The organism is Haloferula sp., from assembly GCF_049672945.1.
Classification (GTDB): Bacteria; Verrucomicrobiota; Verrucomicrobiia; order Verrucomicrobiales; family Akkermansiaceae; genus Haloferula.
On sequence record NZ_JBATWY010000021.1, the window covers coordinates 1 to 19225 of the forward strand.

Below are 19225 nucleotides of genomic sequence, written 5' to 3' on the forward strand. Positions count from 1 at the left end.
TCGACACCGTGGGCAAGGGTGGTGCCATCGCCGACTACGTTCAGAGTGAAAAATTCGATATCGATGCCATCCTGGAACTCGCCTTCGCCGCCTCTTCCATGGATGCAGGCAACATCCCCCGCCTGACTTTAGCCCTGAAATCTACCGATCCGGTCCAGCGTTATTGGGCCGTTCTTGGCCTGATGGTGCTCAAAGAAAAGTCGGCAGGTTCAGCCGATGCTGTCAGAGCTTTGCTTCAGGATGAATACTCAGTCATTCGCACCACCGCAGGCGAAGCATTGATCACGTGGGGAGAAAGAGACACTGCGGAAAAAGCTCTTTTGGCAGAAGTCGGAGTAGTGAAGGAGACCCACTCACTACTCTTTCTTTTTAATACCCTCCGCAGGCACGATCTGATCAACAAGGTTCCCAAGGATTGGACAAAAGGGAAAGCTACTAACGATAGAGACTTCCACTACGTCCGAAAATCATACAGCCGGAAGGACGAATAGACAGGCATGGATCTGGCGCGAACGCGAAGAAAAGACAACCGCCATGGATTCCGAAGTATCGGTGGTGAGTTCGACTGGCACCTACAACCCCAAAAGTTCCTCATTCTCGGATGAGAAGGAGTAGGTCGTCACACCCGCTTCCTCGGCATGTTTGATGCGAAGCGGGCTGCCCTTGAAGTTATCTTCGAGTAAAATCATCGCCGAGCAGGGACCTGACCCAGATAAATCCGTCGACTTTCCCGGCGAAAAGTGGATCCATCATATCTTCCTCGCGGCTGTTTTTCCCAAGATCGAAATCGAGTGCCAAATGAAGACTTCTCACGGGTTTTTCCAAGGGGCTTATCATGGAGTCGAGTTGCTCCTTTGCCGCAAGGGCAATGTCGGTGCCAGTGGAGCACATCCTTGGAATTGTGATCAAATTTTCATGAACATCCCCCGTTCATGATCAGTGCGTCGCGTAGGATACGGGCCGGGTGGATGGCGGTTTGCCCGGAACTATCATGAATCTGGTGCCGGCAGCTGGTGCCGGCGGCGGCGACTAGGGTGCCGGGGTCGAGTTTTTCCAGATGGGGTAGCAGGACAAGTGAGGCGATCTGCATGGAGACGGCGTGGCGTTCTTTTTCGTATCCGAAGGAGCCGGCCATGCCACAGCAACCGGAGGGGATTTCCGTGACGGTGTAGTTCTCGGGCAAGGCAAGCATGCTTATGGTTGGGGTGAGCGAGGCGATGGCTTTTTGATGGCAGTGCCCATGGACATGAATCGTGCGGGCCGCCTTTGTGAAGCAGGCTGGATCAATGCGGCCGGCTTTTTCCTCGCGGGCGATGAATTCATCTAGCAAGAGGCAATGGGGGGCGAGTTTCCGAGCGGCTGGCCGCAGCGCTGGATTTACCAATGCAGGATATTCATCGCGGAACCCGAGGATGGCGGAGGGCTCGATGCCGATGAGTGGCTCTTCGGCAGAGATGGTGGAGGATAGGCGGGTGATATTGATTTCGGCGAATTCCCGTGCTCTGCGGATCAGTCCTTTTGAGAGTGAGGCGCGGCCGCTTTCAGCGTGCTCAGGCAGGTTTACCTCCCAGCCTAACAGCTCCAGAAGCTCTACGGTGGCAATTCCTGCGTCGAGGTCGTTGTAGTTGGTGAACTCGTCACAAAAGAGGTGAACGCGGCCAAGTCGTGTGCCGCGGAGGGGAGGGAGTGGTGTGCGGCGGGCGAACCAGCGGCGCAGGGTTACGTGATTGAGGCGGGGGATGGTGCGGTGGGGATGGAAGCCGATCAAGCGGTTGGCGGTGCGCCGCAGGAGGGGTGTTTGGAAGATGGCGTTATAAAGCCAGGGAGCGAGGGAGGCGAGGCGCGCGCTTTCTGCAAAATGTGCGATGATCCATGAGCGCAGCGGCACGCCATGGGCGTCATGGTAGTGCTGGAGAAATTCGGCTTTGAGGCGGGTGATGTCCACGGTGGACGGGCATTCGGATTTACAGGCTTTGCAGGAGAGGCAGAGGTCCATCACTTCTTTGATTTCGCTGCTGTTGAACGGATCTGTGGAATCTTTTGGATTGGTGAGGATCTGGCGGAGGATATTGGCGCGGGCGCGGGTGGTGTGCTTTTCCTCGCGGGTGGCCATGTAGCTTGGGCACATGGTTCCGCCGGCGAGTGGACCTTTACGGCAGTCACCTGAGCCGTTGCATTTCTCGGCGGCGCGGAGCACTCCCTGGGTGGAGCTGAAATCGAAGATGGTTTCGTATTCCGGGGTGGTTTCTCCGGGCTGGTGGCGCAGGGAGCTGTCCATCGGTGGAGTGTCTACGATTTTGCCGGGGTTGAAAATATGATCGGGATCGAAAATCCCCTTCACCGTGCGCATGAGCTGGTAGCAATGTTCACCAACCATGAACGGGATGAATTCTCCACGCAGGCGCCCGTCGCCGTGCTCGCCGCTGAGGGAGCCGCGGTATTTTTTCACGAGTTTGGCGATGTCTGTGGCGACATCGCGGAACATTTTCAAGCCATCGGGGGTCTTGAGGTTAAACAGTGGCCGGGTGTGCAGCTCGCCAGTGCCGGCGTGGGCGTAGTAAACGCAATCGATTCCATATTTGGAGCGCAGTAGTTCATCGAATTCGGCGATGTATTCCGGTAGGTCCTGGACATCGACGGCGGTGTCTTCGACGATTTCGCGCGGCTTGGTATCGCCGACTACGTTGCTCATGAGTCCCTGTCCGGCCCGGCGCAGTTCCCAGACTTTGTTTCCCTCGTCATTCCATAGAACGGGCGCGGCGTATCCGAAGTCTGCCTGTTTCCATGAGTCTGTTAGGGAGGTTGCGGTTTCCTCTGCGGCCTTGCGTGTCTCACGGCGGATCTCGACGACTAAGATGGCACCAGGATCGCCCACGACGAAGGCTCGATTGCGCTGCTGGGCGATGTTCGATTTGGTGCATTCGAGGATGTGCCTATCGATAAGCTCGGAGGCGGAGGGCGCGTGTGGCAGGGCGAGAAGATTTGCTTTTAGCGCTTCATTCACGGACTTGAAGTGGCCGCATACGAGCGCCATGTGAGGTGGCGGCAGTGGCGAGCATTCGAGTTCAATTTCAGTGGTGAGAAATAAGGTGCCTTCGGAACCTGCGATGAGTTTGCAGAGGTTGAAGGGTTTGTCTGATGAGGGGTCGAAAACATCGGCGTCCATCAGTAGGTCGAGGGCGTAGCCGGTGTTGCGGCGGGGGATCGAGGTGCGTGGAAAGTTTTCGGTGATCTCCCGGCGGTTTTTCCGGTTGCTGAGCATTTCCCTGAGCTGCTGATAGATCCGTGTTTCGAGGGAGTCGGGGGCATGGCACTTTTCCTCAAATTCCTCGCGGGTGAGAGCACGGAAGGTCGCCTCGCTGCCATCGCTGAGGAGGCCTTTCACGGAGGCTAAGTGATCGCGGGTGCTGCCGTAGGCGATCGAGTTAGAGCCGCACGAGTTGTTACCGACCATGCCGCCGATCATTGCGCGGTTGGCGGTGGAGGTTTCCGGGCCAAAGAACATTCCGTGCGGGGCGAGTGCGTGGTTGAGCTCGTTGCGGACGACGCCCGGCTGGACGCGAACGCGGCGGGTGCCGGTATCTATTGCGAGGATGCGGGTGAAGTGGTGTGAAACATCGACCACTAGCCCACTGCCGACACATTGCCCGGCGAGCGAGGTGCCTGCTGTCCGGGGGATCAGGCCGAGCTGGTAGCGCCGGGCGAATCGGATGATCTCGCGTAGATCGTCTTCCTTTTCAGGAAAGACTACCCCGGCCGGCATTTCCTGGTATTCGGAAGCATCCGTGGCGTAGAGGCGGCGCAGGGTTTCTCCTGTATCGAGCCGACCGGAGATCCTGGAGGCTAGCTGTCCGAAGGGGATCATAGCTGGGCCGAGGAATCGCGACCGTCTGCGCGCTTGCCATTTTGGCTCTTCCAGAAGCGTCCGATATTCTCCAATGTGAGGTCTTTGGTTTCTGGTAGGAATTTCCAACAGACGAGGACACAGGTGCCGCAGATTCCGGCAAATATGATATAAGCTCCACCGGGGTGGCCGGTGGCGGACTGGAAGGCCTCGGTAATCATTGGGAAAAACTGCGCGCACAGGAAGGACGATAGGTAAAGGGCCGCGCAGACAATGGATACCGCCTTGGCCCGCAACTGATTGGGGAAAATTTCCGAGACGATGACCCATGAGAGCGGAGCGAGACTCAGGGTGAATGCACCGGCGGCGACAAACATGGCCAGCAGGTTGATAAACGGAGATCCACCGAGGAAAAAGTTACCGGCCATGATCAGGTGGCCGGCGGCCATTGCTGTCACACCCCAGATCATGATTGGGCGGCGGCCAAAGCGCTGGACTAGCCAGAAAGCGATGATCGTGGAGACAAGGATCACGAGGTTTAGGAAAATGGTGAAGAAGATTGATTGGCTGGCATCGCCAATGCCTGCTTCGTGAAGGATGGATGGACCATAAAGCAGCATCATGTTCACGCCGTTGATCTGGGAGAAGATCATGATCAGGAGGCCGATTACCATCGCTTTGCGCATACCCGGTAGCAGAAGCTGGCGGAAGGATCCTGTCTCTTCCTGTAGGCCTGCGTGGATTTCAGCGAGTTCTCGCTCTGCTTGTTCAGTTCCGTTGATGGATTCTAGAACCGCAAGTGCTTCCTCCTCACGCCCCTTGGAGGCAAGCCAGCGCGGGCTGCGCGGGACAAAGAATAATCCGAGGGCCAGTGCAAGGATTGGTAGAACCTCAGAGGCAAACATCCACCGCCAATGGCTGCCAAACGACAATAGATAAGAAGCTATGACGGCAAGGTTGATGCCGATGACGATGGCGAGCTGATTAACGGTAACAAGCCGCCCGCGGAGGTGCGGTGGGGAAATCTCGGCAATATACATTGGCGAGGTCATCGCCGCGAGGCCGACGCCGATTCCACCGATTCCACGCCAGATACAGAATTCAAAAAGTGTGCGGGGTAGTGCGGTGCCGATGGCGGAGATCATGAAGCAGATGGCAGCCACCCATAGGGTGGAGCGGCGGCCAATTTTGTCATTGAGCCACATTCCGACCAGTGGGCCAAGGATGGAGCCGAGAATGGCACTGCTCATGGCGATCCCTTTGCCGGAACTATCGAGCTGGAAATGATCGCCTAGAAATATCATTGCCCCGCTAATGATGGATAGATCGTAGCCAAACAGGAATCCTCCGGTGGCCGCGATTAAGGCGATCATGTAGAGGCGGGTGCGGCTGCAGCCGACTGGGGAATTGGGTTGGGTTTTCATGTTTGGTCTACTTTTGTTGAGGTTATTTCTGCTTGGAGTCCATATCGTAAATTTTCAGGTCTGGTATGAAGCGGGCTGCCTCCTTGAGCGCCGCTCCGCAGTGAGTGTAAGTCATGGCGATGTGATGGAGGAACGGTCCTTCGATGAGCGTTCGCTCCCAGTGCGTCCAGTCGTGCACACGCATCCAGGCGTAGTTATTGAGAGTGGAAGGGCCGTCACAGCTTTCGCCCTCGCCGATGCCGATTGCGTAGCTGCCGTGCTCTCCATCGAAGCGGACACAGGTGATCGGGCCGTCCTGCATGCGGAAGTGAGTCATGCCGGAGAGTGGGCCGGGGAGGATCCAGTGTTTCCCCAAGCGCACTTTTTCATCTGGATGCTTCATGGCCAGAGGGGCACCGCAATGCCACAGCAGCACGGCATTATCGTCCTGCGGATGGCGGGCGGCGATATCGGTTAAAAATGCGGGCCGCCCTAGTGCAGCGCGCTGGGCGAGGAGGGTGCTCACCGCGCCGCAGATATCGCTTTCGAGAACGAAGGGAAGTTTGTCGCCAATCATGCTATCGGCAAATACTGCCCATGCACCGATCGATTCCGGTAAGCTCATGAACGATTGACAGGCCATGGCATCGAGCTGATGGCGCTCTGCCAATGCTAGTGCCTCATCGCGCACGGCGAGCACTCCGGCGAGCGCGGTGTCATCCATTTCCTCAACCACGCAATTTCCGCGCAGTTGGCGGATCTCGTCATGGTAGCCGCCTGCGGCACGCGCTTTGACCGCGTTGATAAAATCTACCATATCCAGCTGGACTACTTCGATGCGGAAGCGTTCGAGTAGTTCGCTTTCGTTACAAATGGTGCTCCAGAAGAAATCGATACGCTGGCCGATCAGGCCGATGCGGCATCCCATACGCAGGGCGTTTGCGGCGTGGGCTGCGCCGAGGAAACGTAGAAGACCTTCCTTGAACTCCGGATCAGCGGTGCGGCAGTTCGGGATGTAGCTGAAAGGGACGCCGAGCTTTCCTAGTACCTTGCTGGTAGGGAGTAGGCCGCAGAGTGTATCACGCAGGCGGCTACCATCTGCGAGCGGTGCTTCATCGCGTGGCCCCCAGAGCAAGACAGGCAGGCCGAGGTCACGGGCGATCAGTGCGGCGGCATCCTCGGTGCCGAAGTTACAATGCGGGATGAAAAGTGCCTCGGCACCGGTAGCACGGAAGTGCTCGACAACGGCTCGCACGTGCGCTTTGTCACGGACGATTCCATCGGGCAGGACGTTTTCGAGATCTACGTAATCGGCTCCGATTGCCGCCATGACCTTACGGATTTCCTCTTTCTGGTGGAGTGCGTCTTCATGGCTGAAAACGAATTTTCCGATAGGGCAGAATGCGAGCTTTGGTTGTGACTTAGACATAGGCAGTGGTGGGGGTGAAGGTGGTCTGCCAGCGGTGGAAGCGCTCCTTTAGAAGTTCGCAACGTGCGGGGTCTGGCAGGAAGGTGACTGCGGGTTCTGCAGCGGGATCAAGCGGCACGCCTGCAAGGATAGCTGCGCCATCAATGCCATCGCGTGAACTCCGGATGAAAGTTTTCCCAAAGGCCTCTGCTGTGAGCTGAACCCAGGCATCGAGCCTGCCACCACCGCCGAGCACGGTGATCGCCCCTTCATCGGTAACGAGTGTGGAGCCGCCAAGATCGTGCATCGCAAAGGCGATTCCTTCGAGCGTGGCATAGGCCATTGCTGCGGGCGTGGCAGGGCTGGACCATGCGTCTTTGCTACCCCATCGGCTGGGGTGGAAAAAGGGAGCGTCCTGCGGAATGCCATCGGCCAGAGCGGTCTCAACGAAGCGCGCCGAGTCTACCGCGCCGAATAGGAACTTATCCGCCCAATCGAGAGCGGAGCATGCGTGCGGGAGGAAGAGTAACTCGTAATAGCCGTGGCCGGGGAAAGGCCCCCAAATGCCGCCGGGTGAAAATGGCCCGTCTTTTTCACCCGCGTGCCGGTAAATTACTCCCGCAGTGCCGAGTGTGAGAACCGGGCTTCCCGGTATGCAGCCGCAGGCGATAGCCCCGGCGGTATGATCATTGGCAGCGAGGATGACTTCAAGATCTGGAGAAAAACCTGGCGGGCGTCTTCCCGTAGAGGTGGTAAGCGGCACTCCCGGCTCCACGGCGGCTCCGGCCTGCTGAATAGTCAGGTCTAATGTATCAAAAGCTGCGCCCCACCATTTATTCTCAGGGATTGAAAATAGCCCGCTCATTGCGGCGAGATTGGTGTCTGTGGTGTGCGGTGCCCCTAGGGACATTGCGAGCCATGATGAAATTTGAACAATGCGCGCCTCAGAATCCACATCGCCATGGGAAGCGAGCCATCGCACTTTTGCGAGGGTGGAGAGCGGGCTGATTTCTGGAAATCCAGTGTGCTGATGGAAGGTGGAACCCAGCTGCCCCTGCAAGTCATCCGCCTCCGCGGTGGCTCGCGCATCAGTCCAGCTGAACATCGGGGTCAGCGGGGTGTCATCCGCATCGCAGAGGAAAAATGTTTGCGCCTGGCTGGTGATCGAGACTCGTTTCAAATCGCCGCGTGAGCACCCGGCAAGGCGGAGGGCTTGATCGATCAGATCGAGAAAGGAGCGGCGTAGGTCCAAAGGATCGATCTCGGCCTGTTCGGCACTGCGGAGACGATATTTGAGCACGGTCTCCGCAGTCGGAAAGCGCTGACCGTCTGGTGCGAAAACTGCAGCCTTAAGCCAAGTCGATCCGATGTCAGCTGCGAGAATCATTGGAGGCGATCGATCAGTTCCAACGTGGCATCGATAACTTGTTTTCCCGCAGCTGGAGGAAACAAACTCATCTGAGCTTCATACCCACCTGCGGCAGCCGCTTCGGGGGTAACAACATAGCCTTGTAGCTCACCATTCGCCATGGTCGCAATATGGAGCTCTGCACCTGAGCGCGCCTTGGCCTCGAGTCCGTATTCAACAAAAAACTCCCCCGGCCATGCGGCGACGATGACCCCGCCGATACGGAGTGCTTGCACTTCCACTGACGCATATTTTTGCCTGAGTTCCTCCGCATCGCCAGCAGCCTCGGCCTTAGCGAGAACGCGAACCTCCTCCGCGCCAAATACGGTGCATTCTGCGGTGCGCCGCTGTGCTGCATCCGCAGAACCGAGCCGGGCAAGATTTTCCCGCGCCGCTGTCAGTGCTTTTTCCGCTTCCGCTATTTCAGGGAAAACCTTGCCCTGAAGTTGGAGCGTCGTTGACTCCGCGGCTAACAACGGCCGAGAGGAAAATGAGCGGATACCTATCAAGGATTTCGCCATGCGCCCTCCTAGTAATCGCCCTAGTCGCTCGGCCTCGGCGATGGTTTTTTCCCGGGCAACCCGCCGCGGGCTTTGGTTTCCGCACACGCCGTTTAGATAGACCATCCCTGCACCCGGAAATGTTTCTTCAACTTCCCGGCGCGCGTAGCCGATGAAATCTGAGCTGAAACAAGTCGTATCCGCATGGAGCACGGTAGGATGCATGCCGTAGATCGATAGCACTGCGAGCGGGGAAAGATCAGCCTTCTTGCGAACGAATAGCAACCCCGCCTCGGTATCCTCTGGACCCTCTGGATCGAGGCGATTGCCGCCTACGAGGCCGCCTACCTCGGCGCGCGTCCATGCAAGCTCGGCACTTTGTTTTTCCTGTGCTGCGGAAGCGGAAGCGTCGACCGCCTTTTCGCGGACAAAATCAAGATATTGCTGATCCACTGGAGGCACGATGGGATCATCCCGCCAAGCCATGACTTCGACAGTATGCGGCCCGGAATGAGTGTGGGTAGCTGCGATCAGGATGTTTCCTGCCGGAATCCCAGTCGCGGCAGCAATCTCCTTGCGGCACTCCCGCGTCCACCCAGCAGAGATAAATAATAAATCCAGTGAAATGAGCAGTAACCTCACGCCATCACTCTCAAGATAGAGAGCTGACGCAAACAAGCTGTCATGGGCTCCCGTAGACGTCCGCTCTTCGTGTGGATAGCCCACTAGAAAACATGGCTCAGAGGGAGTGATGTCACGGCGGGAAAATCCGGCAAGAAGTGGCATGGGGTGGGGTGGTGGCTATTATGAATCTCCTAGTCAACCAGCTTGAGAGCCTCAGAGGCTGAAACATTCTGGTGAACGATAGCCATGAGCGCGCGGGTGATGCCGACGGGGTTGGTATGCTGGATCACATTCCGCCCGTAAACGATGCCGGCTGCACCTTGGGCAATGATCGCTTCCGTGCGGGTGAGGATTTCCTCATCACTGACCTTGCCGCCACCACGGACGAGCACCGGGATATCTCCGGCCACGCGGATGATTCTGTGATAGGCGGAGGGATCATCGGTGGGGTCAGCCTTGATGATGTCTGCTCCGAGTTCCACTGCTTGCCGGACGAGGTGAGTGATGCGCTCTTCGTTACCATCAACCATGTAGCCACCGCTCTTCGAGTTCGGCTGGAAGGCCAGCGGCTCTACCATCATGGGCATGCCGTAGTGATCGGAAATCGGCTTAAGTTTCATAATATTCTCCACGCACTGGCGATGCACTTCCGGAACACCGGGAATGGAGAAGAGATTGACACAGAGGCAGGCGGCATCGAGGCGCACGCCCTGGAGCACGGCATCATCAATGATCGAGTTGAAACGGACTTCGGGGACTTCAGGGCCGTAGATGTTGGCCGCATCGGTGCGGAGCACGAGTGCAGGCTTTTGCTTGCCGGGAATGGACTGCAAGTGACGCGCCTGACCGACGGTGAGCTGGATGGCGTCGGGGCCGGCTTCGACGGCCTTGCTCACTGCGGCACGAATGTCTTCGATACCAGTCAGGAAGCCAGGCTGATTAAAAAATCCGTGGTCGATGGCGACATCAAAACAACGTCCGGATGCGGAATTAAAAAGGCGATTTAGGCGATATGATTTCATGAAATTATATGGGGTTGATTTACGCGTAGCCGAATTCTTTTTCCACTTCGCCGATGGACTCCTCGATGATATCGAGGCCTTTCATCAGGGTGGCTTCATCCATCACGATCGGTGGGCTCATGCGCAGGATGTGCCCGGCAGGAATCCACGCGAGACCCTTGGCAAAAGCTTTTTGATAAACCAGCGTGCCGGCCTCATCGAAGGGCTCCTTAGTGTTCCGGTCCTTGACGAGCTCGATGCCCATCAGGCAACCGAGCGCCCGGACATGGCCGATGATCGGGTGGCGGCTCTGCATTTCCTGCATGCGCTTGAGGGCGATCTCGCCGAGGTGTATGGCCCACTCATTGAGTTGCTCCTCCTGAATAACTTGGGTGGAAGCCAGCGCGGCGGCGCAGGCCATGGGGTTACCCCCGTAGCTGCTGGAGGCAGAGATTGCCTCAAAACTCTCCATGTAGGGTTCACGCACAGCGACGCAGGTGACAGGGAAGCCATTTCCGAACCCTTTCCCGATGGTGACAATGTCCGGCACCACATCCCAGTGCTCCATACAGAGCCACTTACCAGTGCGCCCCCAGCTGGTGAGCACCTCGTCGATCATTAGCAGCAAGCCACGTTCGTCGCAGAAACGGCGAAGTTTCGGGAAGAAATCGTCCGGCGGCATAATGGTTCCGCCCCAGCCCTGAATAGGCTCTAGCAGGAAGCCCGCCACATCGCCGACGGTGCCCTTGTCAATATATTGATCGTAAAAACGGAGGTAAGCATCGGTATCGATGGAGCCGTCTTCAGTCGTCCACATCGGGCGATACACATCCGGGCGCGGCACCATGTGAGCACCAGGTGCTCGGACCCGCCCATAGACCTGGGAGCGAATATGACCAAGCGAGACACCGCCATAAGTTTTTCCGTGGTAATCGTAGAAGCAGGAGATCATCTCGCCCTTACCACTGGCCGCGCGCATCACACGCATCCCGGCCTCGACCGCCGTCGTGCCAGAGTCGTAAAATTGGAAGCCATTGAGGTCTCCCGGCAGGATCTCCGCGAGCTTTTCTACCAGTTCGGTTTTCACCGGCGTGGTGAAGTCGTGAGCATTCATCAGGGTGCGCGCAGCCTTCGCCACTGACTCGCTGATCTTCGGGTGGCAATGCCCGAGGGTGGTCACATAGATCCCTGAGGAAAAATCAATATATTCATTTCCATCCACATCACGCAGCACACAGCCTTTACCTGATTCAAAGGCAACAGGAAAGAGCTTCACCTGACCGCTTAGCCCCTTGAAGTGCTTGGTACAACGCTCATGAAGCGATTTAGAAGCAGGTCCCGGAGGATGCACGGAGATGTTAGGTACCTTATTTAAGTCAGTAGCTCCCCAGTCGAGGGTGCGGAAGTCGGCGGGCGGCTGGTAAATCGGTGGTTCAATCATTTCCTTTTCTTTGTGGTTGTTCGTCTCCCGCCGGACCTTCGAACCGCATGCACGGTGACCGCCGAAAAGACGCAGAAATACGCTAGCTTGCTGGCCTGAGAGCTGGGAATGGATAAAACTGTCGTTTTCGTTTCTGTTTCTGCTATTGATGGCTCTCGAATCGCAACAGGACTTCTGTTTTTGTTGCCGATCTCGTTTCCAAACCGATGATCATTTCTGCAGGAACAAGCAATCAAAGTGGAGGGCTTCAAATGGAGCGTAAACCAGGATTTCCGTATTGGACGGCTGGGTTCTTTTTGTCCGGCCTCACCGAGATTTCGTACCACGGGAAGACGCTGATACTTCCGCCACGCAGTTGTGTAATCCTTCCACCGAACACGCCCTATCAACTTTCTGTCCGTAAGAAGCAGCGCGAGATCTGGATGATCTTCGATGCCCTTCCGCGTTTACGCTCGGTGCTGCCCTCATCGGACGCCCTCACGGTGACTTTCGGGGCTAAGCGAATCTGGTCGAACGTGAGGGAAGGGCTCCGCGATCTGGAGACTTGGTGGGGGGGGCAACCAGCCGAGATCCTGTTGGCGGAGAACGCCATGGAGAGAGTCCTCTTGCTCGCCTGCCGCGAATACGGTTTGCAGCGAAAGCAAACGCCTGATGATCGCATCCAGGATGTGATCGCGTATATCGACGAACGACTTGGAGAAGAACTGTCTGTGGAGGTGCTGGCCCGCGTAGCTGGCTTGTCGGCCTCACGATTCGCCCACCTGTTTCGAGAGCGGACAGGACTATCGCCAGCGAAGTTTTTGGAAACGCGCCGCATCGAGAAAGCAAGGCACCTCCTGCTTACTACGGACCAACCTGTCCAGACGATCGGTCATAGGATCGGGTTTCCAAACGCCCAGCATTTCAGCATCCGATTCCACAAGATGATCGGCCAATCTCCGTCGGCGTTTCGCAAGGCACCACGCAGAAGATTCCGGGAGCTCAACCCGCCATGATTCGACCTGTTGGCCGATCGTTTCCTTGCATTCAAAGACATGATTGAAGGCCTTGAACTAGGCTGGATAGGACGAGTGAATGGCCTCAGACCCATCGGTGGCGACCGGCTGTTATCGGCTTCTCATTGACCACGAGTATGAAACTCATAGAATGGAGTCCATCGGCATGAACCAGAGCCGAATTGACTGAATTCGGGCTGGCGCAATGCTTTCCGGCTCCGCTTTTTTGGGCCATAGCACTTCCACACATGCTCAGGATGTCGAGCAATCTAGAAAATGAAAACACAACTGTTAGGACTTGTCTTCGCAACTCTCTCCCTTTCGCTCCTGCATGGCGAGGAGGGGAAACCGAACATCATCGTCATTCTCAACGATGATCAAGGTTATCAGGATCTCGGCTGCTTCGGGTCACCCGACATCAAGACACCCCATGTCGACAAAATGGCAGAAGAAGGCATGAGGTTCACCAGCTTCATGGTTGCATCCCCCATTTGTTCCGCGTCACGCGCTGCCTTCCTAACAGGTTGCTACCCGAAAAGAGTGGGAGTTCCCGGCGTGTTTTTTCCAAATCATGGAGATGAGGGCTTGTCTCCAGAGCACTTCACCATTGCTGAAATGTTAAAAACAGTCGGCTACAACACAAAGGCAGTTGGGAAATGGCATCTCGGAGACAAACTGAAATACTTGCCCACAAATCAGGGATTTGATTCCTATTACGGCATTCCCTACAGTAACGACATGTACCCGTCGAAAGACATGAAATATGCGGATGACTGCCTATTCCGCGAGGGGATGAACCTCGCGAAAATCGATAAAACTTTTGACGGCCCCAAACGTTCTGGTAGCCCGCAATCGATGAAGAATAAGGTGCCGCTCATGCGGGATGAAGAATGCATCGAATTCCCCGTAGACCAGACCACGATCACCTCACGCTATGCTGACGAAGGAATCGCATTCATCACTGAAAGCTCCAAACAGAAGAAGCCCTTCTTCCTCTACCTCGCCAACTCCATGCCTCATGTACCGCTATTCGCTTCACCCGAATTCAGAGGAAAAAGCCGGGGTGGCGCCTACGGTGATACAATTGAGGAAATCGACCACAATACCGGACGTATTCTCGCTCATCTCAAGGAACTGGGCATCGATGAAAACACCCTGGTCATTTTCACTTCGGATAATGGTCCTTGGCTCCTCATGGGTGACAGGGCCGGATGTGCACTCCCGCTTTTCGAAGGGAAGACGACGACATTTGAAGGAGGCATGCGGGTTCCCTGCGTCATGAGATGGCCTGCAAGAATTCCGGCACAAACCGTTTGTGACGAGATGGTGCTGTCAATGGATCTTCTGCCCACTGTCGCCAGCATAACCGGAGCCATTCTCCCAAGCGAATTCGAACTCGATGGTAAAAGCGTCATCAACATCCTGACTGGCAAGGAAGGAGCAAAGACCCCTCACCGGACTTTCTTTTATGATCAGACAGCCGTTCGTCAGGGGGATTGGAAGTTTCACTCCCGCGAGATATATAAGGTCAAAGAAACTGCACGCGAATCAAAGGGACCCTCTCTCTACAATTTGAAGGATGATATCGGGGAAAGTCAAAATCTCATAGACAAGTATCCAGAGATTGCCGAACGCCTTCGCAAAGTGTTGAAGTCCAATCCAAACAAAATGCCGAGATAGAGAGGCAGGTAGTGGGCGCGAGCTGTCTTCAGAGTGCGAGCATAGCGTAAAACCCGACCGGAGAAGGAAGGGGCGGCCGGACTCGGCTTCTCCTTGGGTTTTCTCTACCTTACGACGAAGAATGGACTAGAACTCCTCGAAAGAAGTAGCTGCTTCTTGCAAGGGCTCTTGGAGCAACTGATCTGCAGTCTCATCTTCAGCTCCTGACTTCATGGCCTACCTCGCCTTCTCGAAGAGGGCCTCGAATTGCTCGCTGGAAAGTTGCGATCCTTCCAGGAATCGGTTGTCTTCCCTCTTTAATCCCTTCGTGGAAGACGCTTGCTCAAGTCTCGCCTTAAGGAACGCGATAGTCTTTCTCGTCGGTGCCCTTTTCCAGGAGCGACAGGATCGCCCCGACTGGAATACAATTGTAGAATCTCTGTTGTGCTTCCGATCCGGGGTAGCCTCCCAAAGTTTGTGATTGGGTCAATCCCACGATCTGACCGGATGAGGCGAATGAAGAGGCGTGACAGCGAGTGCTACGGCCAGGAAGCCGAGTATCAATCACTTGTCGCGCCCCGGGTAAATGATGACCTACTTTGTGCAACCTACTGGGGATTGAAGGGGGCAGTGGGATCACGAAGATACGCCGGATCGATCAGCACGTCACCCGCCTGGCAGCGTTTAAGAAATCCATCGACAAACACCGTGTCACCAAGCTTGCAACCTTCCGCCATCAGCTTGAACTTGCCTAGGTTACACTCGATCCCTCCCGTTAGTCGCAGCTGGGCTGAGCCAGGCTTGGTGACGTCCACCCCAGACACGGTTCCCTTGACCGTAATCTTCTTACCCACGAAGGCTTTTCCTTTTGTTGCTACGTCGTTTTGCAGAAACTGAGCCGCAGGCTCGCCGTAATCCATTTGCCAGCCCTTTCCACAACCTGCTACAAGTAGTGCGGAGATAAGTAATATTCGACTCAGTATTTTAGTTTTCATTGCTCAGGATGGTTAATGTCAGGTATCAGGCGAAGCTGACCAGCGCCGGGCGATTGACTTGGCGGATTGAGGGGGGAGTGGTTGAATCATTCGAACTCAGAGCGAGCAGTCTCTGACCAATATCAAGTGGCCCACGCCATTTCATCTCAGGGGAGCTAATCGCCCTTCAATCATCTCATATCGAATGTTTCCAGTCGACCACGGAAGCGCATCTCCCACACCTGAGAGATTGGTTTGAAGGAGCCCGAAGGGTGTGCCGCTGAGACCCGTGAGTTTTCCATTCCCGAGATGGCCTATCGTCGCGGCCTCCGTGCCAACATAGCCCATGCTGGATCGTAGCGCCGCGGTGGAAAAATGACTTCCATTTTCCACGACAACCGATAATTCGAAAATCGTTCCCGTAGCCTTATGCTCGACTGACAAGCGGGCCGTCATTTGCTTGCCAAAATCAGTTGGATCCAGTTGTCCCCAAAGGTTCAAGGTTCCCTCGGCATTGGAAGATCCCGAAAAGATGATCTGATCCTCCAACAAGACCAACGACATGCCGGTATCCTCTCCCATCTTCCACAGTACCTCCGCCTTCGAGCTGCCAGCACCATCATTCACAGGCTCGCTTGGCAGGGTTGCGCTAGTCGTCACTGTGATACTCTGGGCGTTCAGGGTGGTTTGTAAGTTGCCTAGGTTCGCAGCACTAGCTTCTCCCGAATACAACAATTCAACTTCGGAAGTGTCCGTTGGTTGAGCAACACTCAATCGATAGAACATTCTTTCGGGTGCTCCCGAATGCTCGACTTCAATGATGGCATCTTCGAATTCTCCATCTTCATGCAGGTTCAGCTCGGTGGCCGAGGCGTCGATTGTTTGTGCATCGGCCCATTGAAGGTCATCGGAAATCTGGAGCGTGTGGGAGATACCAGATCCTTGAAAGTTCCTCGGGCGGGAGTAGGAAAGTCTGGCGGTGGCAGCCTGCCCTTCCTCGAGAACTTCCAAAATTTTCAATCCAGACCGACCGCTATTTTCCATTTTGAGCGGATCGGAACTTTTGATCCATTCGGAAAAATTGTTGTCTTCATCGCCATCAGGATTGGCGATGGGAAGGCGATCCGCATACCAGATAAACGGAATCGTGTTGGCCCATGCATCGTAGGGCGAGACTGTATCCGAAAGAGGGACGCTGCGGTCGACCGATTGCTCTGTCAGGACTCCGCGGTCACCTTGTGAGATCATCCACGAATTGAGTTTTGACTTCAGATGACTGATTCGTTCCGCATGCTCCGCTTCATCATAGAGATTATTCAACTCAAACGGGTCTGCTTCCAGATCATAGAACTGGTATTCGGGACGATTGATAAAACGATCGACAAGAAGCTGGGCCTTCGCTCGGTCGCTTGGTGAGGCGGGCGTCGTGCCATTTGCCACCTTGACCCAGTTTGGAAAGGGACTAGTCAGGGATCCCTGTATCCACTGCTCATCGGGCTGTAAGTTCCAGATCAGCTTGTAGCGGTTGTCCCGCACTGATCGGATCGCATAACCGACGTCGGGCTGGTATTGAACCTCACGCGCGGTATGTATGCCATAGGCATAGGTCTTGTGCCGATCTCTTTGTCCGAGCAACACCGGAAGAAAGCTCAAGCCATCGAGCCGCTCCAAGCCGCTTGGCTGATCCCCGCCAACAGCATTCAGAAGAGTCGGTAGAATGTCCACCACTTCAATCAGGGCATCTGTTGAGCTTTCCGCCTGGATCTGGTCAGGCCAGCGGATTAAACAACCTGTGCGCAGGCCTTTCTCATAGAGTGTCCATTTTCCAGAAGGAACCGAGGAACCCTGTTCGGTCATGGCAATGAAGATCGTATTGTCAGGATTAGGGCCCGCATCGACTTGGGACATCCAGTGGCCCACTTCGGTGTCGAAGGCCGAAACTTCGCCAAGGTAGCTGTTATAGGTATTCCGGTAATCCGGCGTGTCGAAGGCGTCCCCTAGTATGGGGAGAGAGTTGGCATCTGCCACATAGTTACCGTGATCCCATGGTCCATGGGGATTGTTTGAAGTGACGATTAAACAATAAGGTTGGTTCGCGTTCCGGTTAATAAACTCCTCTGCCTCACTGATGTTATCACTTGCTTCCGTGTTACTCGTGCTCCCGAGATACTCGAATGGAAACGAAGAAGAAGGGCCGAAGTGCAGCTTCCCCATGATGCCCACCCGATATCCCAGGGCGGAAAGATGGTGGACAATGCTCTTGGTTCCGTTCTTGACCTTGCCATGATTCGGAATTGCTCCGTTTCTCACCGGAAAGATTCCTGTCAGAAGCTGCTGGCGAAAGGGGGCGCACATTGCCGTGGCATTCTGGAAGCGATCCAGGCGCATGCCCTGACTCGCGAGAGTCTCCATGTTCGGCGTAAGGTTGCCTGGCATCGTTCCTGAAACATGTCCTCCCGGCTGATCGTAGTATGGGCTGCAATCGCGCCAATCCATGTCATCGGCAACGATCATGAAAATATTCGGAGGAACCGGCGTCTCAACCGGAGGAACCACCTCCTCCGTCAGGACAGATTGATAAGTGGCAGCAATCTCGGTGCCTGAAAGCACCGTCCCGTAGCCGCGAAAAATCGCCATTTCACCGCGAAAATTTCCAAAACTTCCACTAAACCATGTATCGTTGGCATCAACGCTGCTGCCCCCAAGCGTCGAAATTTTTTGACCCAGCCCTGCAGTAGCATTTCCCGCAAAGCTTCCGGTCGTCACCGCTGAGGTCGTCCCACGCGCAATTCCCGGATTGCCCTCCCCAAGAGAATTGACATAGAGTGACATGCTCCCGCTTGCATTGAGGGTAGCCACCACTTGGATAAAGTCAGAAACATCAGAGACCTGCAAGGTGTGGGAAAGGTCACCCGTGGGATTTGTCATATTATTTTCTCCGCCTTTAGCGGCAAAGTGGATAGTGTTGTCCCAAAGGGTCAGGGAGAAACCCCGAAAGGCTGCCCCTGAAGAGAAAATGACCTGCTTTCCCCCTGTGAGGTTCGCGGGCTTGATCCAGGCTTCCAGAGTGATATCGCCCAACAAGGAGTTGTAAGTCGTCCCGCTCGACGAAGCACCGCCACCTGTCAGCTCGTATGCATTTTCAATTCCTAAGAACCCACTGGTTGGCGTTGTCTGGTCGAAAGCACCGGAAAAGGTCCAGGCAGAGCCGAGATCACTGCCGGGTTCCGAGGAGATCCAGGAAGTGGCACCTTGTTGGTTCTGCCCGAAATTCAGAACCGGACTGGCACCCGCAATTGTGAGCCCCAGCAAGAATAGACTCATTTGGAGAATACGGGGAAGCAGACGGGAGCAAGGAAACGATGGCATGTGTGATGGGTTTTGGAATCGAGTGGAATCTTTGGTTTCTGTGGAAGTATGCGCTTGTAGGCACCTGAGACTAATCCAAACGGCCGTTCCCGCTATCCTGTATACGCGTGATGGACAGCAATGTAAAGGGGGTCAGTGTAAAGGGGGTCAGTCAAGGTTTTCAACCTTTTGCTAGCCTGGGCTCATTAGGTTTGGCTGAGTGGACGTAAAGGGGGTCAGTCAAGGTTTTCAATCTTTTGCTTGCGTGAGTTCGTTTGGTTTGGCTCAGTGAGTGTATGGCAAGGCAGCAACGGATTGAATTTGCCGACGCGATTTATCATTGTACGGCGCGAGGCAACCGGCGTGAGGATATCGTTTTCTCCGATAAGGACCGGGAGGATTTCACCCTATTGCTCGCTGAATTGGTGGAGCGTACCGGTTGGGAGGTGTTCGCTTGGGTGCTGATGAGCAATCATTACCATCTCGTTTTCAAGACGCCTCAGCCCAATCTCGTCGAAGGGATGCGTTGGTTTCAGAACACTTGGACGAAACGGATGAATGCCCGGCACGGGCTCTGGGGGCATCTCTTTGGCGGTCGCTACAAGAGCGTGCTTGTGGAA

Annotated in this window: 12 protein-coding genes and 1 pseudogene; 4 read left to right on the forward strand and 9 right to left on the reverse strand. The window is 55.5% G+C overall.

What is annotated here, in order from left to right; translation table 11 throughout:
• Nucleotides 1-491: pseudogene (locus WBG04_RS01865) on the forward strand (hypothetical protein); the annotation flags it as partial.
• Nucleotides 492-913: 422 nt separating this feature from the next.
• On the opposite strand, the gene WBG04_RS01870 reads toward WBG04_RS01865, so the two are convergent.
• Genes WBG04_RS01870 through WBG04_RS01900 form a run of 7 tightly spaced genes read right to left on the reverse strand, consistent with a single transcriptional unit; the run spans nucleotide 914 to nucleotide 11629 of the window.
• Complete coding sequence (locus tag WBG04_RS01870) at nucleotides 914-3865, reverse strand: FAD-binding and (Fe-S)-binding domain-containing protein (RefSeq protein ID WP_424312645.1); 2952 nt, start codon at nucleotides 3863-3865, stop codon at nucleotides 914-916.
• Nucleotides 3862-5268, reverse strand: a complete 1407-nt coding sequence (locus tag WBG04_RS01875; RefSeq protein ID WP_424312646.1) for a sugar porter family MFS transporter — start codon at nucleotides 5266-5268, stop codon at nucleotides 3862-3864. The genes WBG04_RS01870 and WBG04_RS01875 overlap by 4 nt, the downstream gene beginning before the upstream one ends.
• A 22-nt stretch (nucleotides 5269-5290) precedes the next feature.
• Nucleotides 5291-6676: an L-fucose/L-arabinose isomerase family protein gene (locus WBG04_RS01880; protein WP_424312647.1), complete on the reverse strand. Its 1386-nt coding sequence runs from the start codon at nucleotides 6674-6676 to the stop codon at nucleotides 5291-5293.
• Nucleotides 6669-8042, reverse strand: a complete 1374-nt coding sequence (locus WBG04_RS01885) for an FGGY family carbohydrate kinase (RefSeq protein WP_424312648.1) — start codon at nucleotides 8040-8042, stop codon at nucleotides 6669-6671. The genes WBG04_RS01880 and WBG04_RS01885 overlap by 8 nt, the downstream gene beginning before the upstream one ends.
• Entirely contained in the window at nucleotides 8039-9349 is a 1311-nt protein-coding gene (locus tag WBG04_RS01890) for a neutral/alkaline non-lysosomal ceramidase N-terminal domain-containing protein (protein WP_424312649.1), read from the reverse strand. The genes WBG04_RS01885 and WBG04_RS01890 overlap by 4 nt, the downstream gene beginning before the upstream one ends.
• 29 nt (nucleotides 9350-9378) lie before the next feature.
• Nucleotides 9379-10209 carry a class I fructose-bisphosphate aldolase gene (locus WBG04_RS01895; protein ID WP_424312650.1) on the reverse strand — a complete coding sequence of 277 codons (831 nt, stop codon included), beginning with the start codon at nucleotides 10207-10209 and terminating at the stop codon, nucleotides 9379-9381.
• A 19-nt stretch (nucleotides 10210-10228) separates the two neighbouring features.
• Nucleotides 10229-11629 carry an aspartate aminotransferase family protein gene (locus WBG04_RS01900; protein WP_424312651.1) on the reverse strand — a complete coding sequence of 467 codons (1401 nt, stop codon included), beginning with the start codon at nucleotides 11627-11629 and terminating at the stop codon, nucleotides 10229-10231.
• A gap of 422 nt (nucleotides 11630-12051) precedes the next feature.
• Between WBG04_RS01900 and WBG04_RS01905 the strand changes: the two genes are divergently transcribed.
• Nucleotides 12052-12624, forward strand: a complete 573-nt coding sequence (locus WBG04_RS01905) for a helix-turn-helix domain-containing protein (RefSeq protein ID WP_424312652.1) — start codon at nucleotides 12052-12054, stop codon at nucleotides 12622-12624.
• A gap of 276 nt (nucleotides 12625-12900) precedes the next feature.
• Nucleotides 12901-14304, forward strand: coding sequence for a sulfatase family protein (locus WBG04_RS01910; RefSeq protein WP_424312653.1), 1404 nt, complete (start codon nucleotides 12901-12903; stop codon nucleotides 14302-14304).
• Nucleotides 14305-14891: 587 nt separating this feature from the next.
• Here WBG04_RS01910 and WBG04_RS01915 read toward each other — a convergent pair.
• Together WBG04_RS01915 and WBG04_RS01920 are read right to left on the reverse strand one after the other, a co-directional pair.
• A complete protein-coding gene (locus WBG04_RS01915) occupies nucleotides 14892-15278 on the reverse strand; it encodes a hypothetical protein (RefSeq protein WP_424312654.1) in 387 nt (128 codons plus the stop codon).
• A 141-nt stretch (nucleotides 15279-15419) separates the two neighbouring features.
• Nucleotides 15420-18581, reverse strand: a complete 3162-nt coding sequence (locus tag WBG04_RS01920) for a sulfatase-like hydrolase/transferase (protein ID WP_424312655.1) — start codon at nucleotides 18579-18581, stop codon at nucleotides 15420-15422.
• A gap of 320 nt (nucleotides 18582-18901) precedes the next feature.
• On the opposite strand from WBG04_RS01920, the gene WBG04_RS01925 reads away from it, so the two are divergent.
• A partial coding sequence (locus tag WBG04_RS01925) for a transposase (RefSeq protein WP_424312656.1) occupies nucleotides 18902-19225 on the forward strand: 324 nt, incomplete at its 3' end.

What these genes read in the sequence shown, in the direction of transcription:
- WBG04_RS01870 (WP_424312645.1), bottom strand. Translation starts at nt 3,865, where the DNA reads ATGATCCCCTTCGGACAGCTAGCCTCCAGGATCTCCGGTCGGCTCGAT.
- WBG04_RS01875 (WP_424312646.1), bottom strand. Translation starts at nt 5,268, where the DNA reads ATGAAAACCCAACCCAATTCCCCAGTCGGCTGCAGCCGCACCCGCCTC.
- WBG04_RS01880 (WP_424312647.1), bottom strand. Translation starts at nt 6,676, where the DNA reads ATGTCTAAGTCACAACCAAAGCTCGCATTCTGCCCTATCGGAAAATTC.
- WBG04_RS01885 (WP_424312648.1), bottom strand. Translation starts at nt 8,042, where the DNA reads ATGATTCTCGCAGCTGACATCGGATCGACTTGGCTTAAGGCTGCAGTT.
- WBG04_RS01890 (WP_424312649.1), bottom strand. Translation starts at nt 9,349, where the DNA reads ATGCCACTTCTTGCCGGATTTTCCCGCCGTGACATCACTCCCTCTGAG.
- WBG04_RS01895 (WP_424312650.1), bottom strand. Translation starts at nt 10,209, where the DNA reads ATGAAATCATATCGCCTAAATCGCCTTTTTAATTCCGCATCCGGACGT.
- WBG04_RS01900 (WP_424312651.1), bottom strand. Translation starts at nt 11,629, where the DNA reads ATGATTGAACCACCGATTTACCAGCCGCCCGCCGACTTCCGCACCCTC.
- WBG04_RS01905 (WP_424312652.1), top strand. Translation starts at nt 12,052, where the DNA reads ATGATCTTCGATGCCCTTCCGCGTTTACGCTCGGTGCTGCCCTCATCG.
- WBG04_RS01910 (WP_424312653.1), top strand. Translation starts at nt 12,901, where the DNA reads ATGAAAACACAACTGTTAGGACTTGTCTTCGCAACTCTCTCCCTTTCG.
- WBG04_RS01915 (WP_424312654.1), bottom strand. Translation starts at nt 15,278, where the DNA reads ATGAAAACTAAAATACTGAGTCGAATATTACTTATCTCCGCACTACTT.
- WBG04_RS01920 (WP_424312655.1), bottom strand. Translation starts at nt 18,581, where the DNA reads ATGAGTCTATTCTTGCTGGGGCTCACAATTGCGGGTGCCAGTCCGGTT.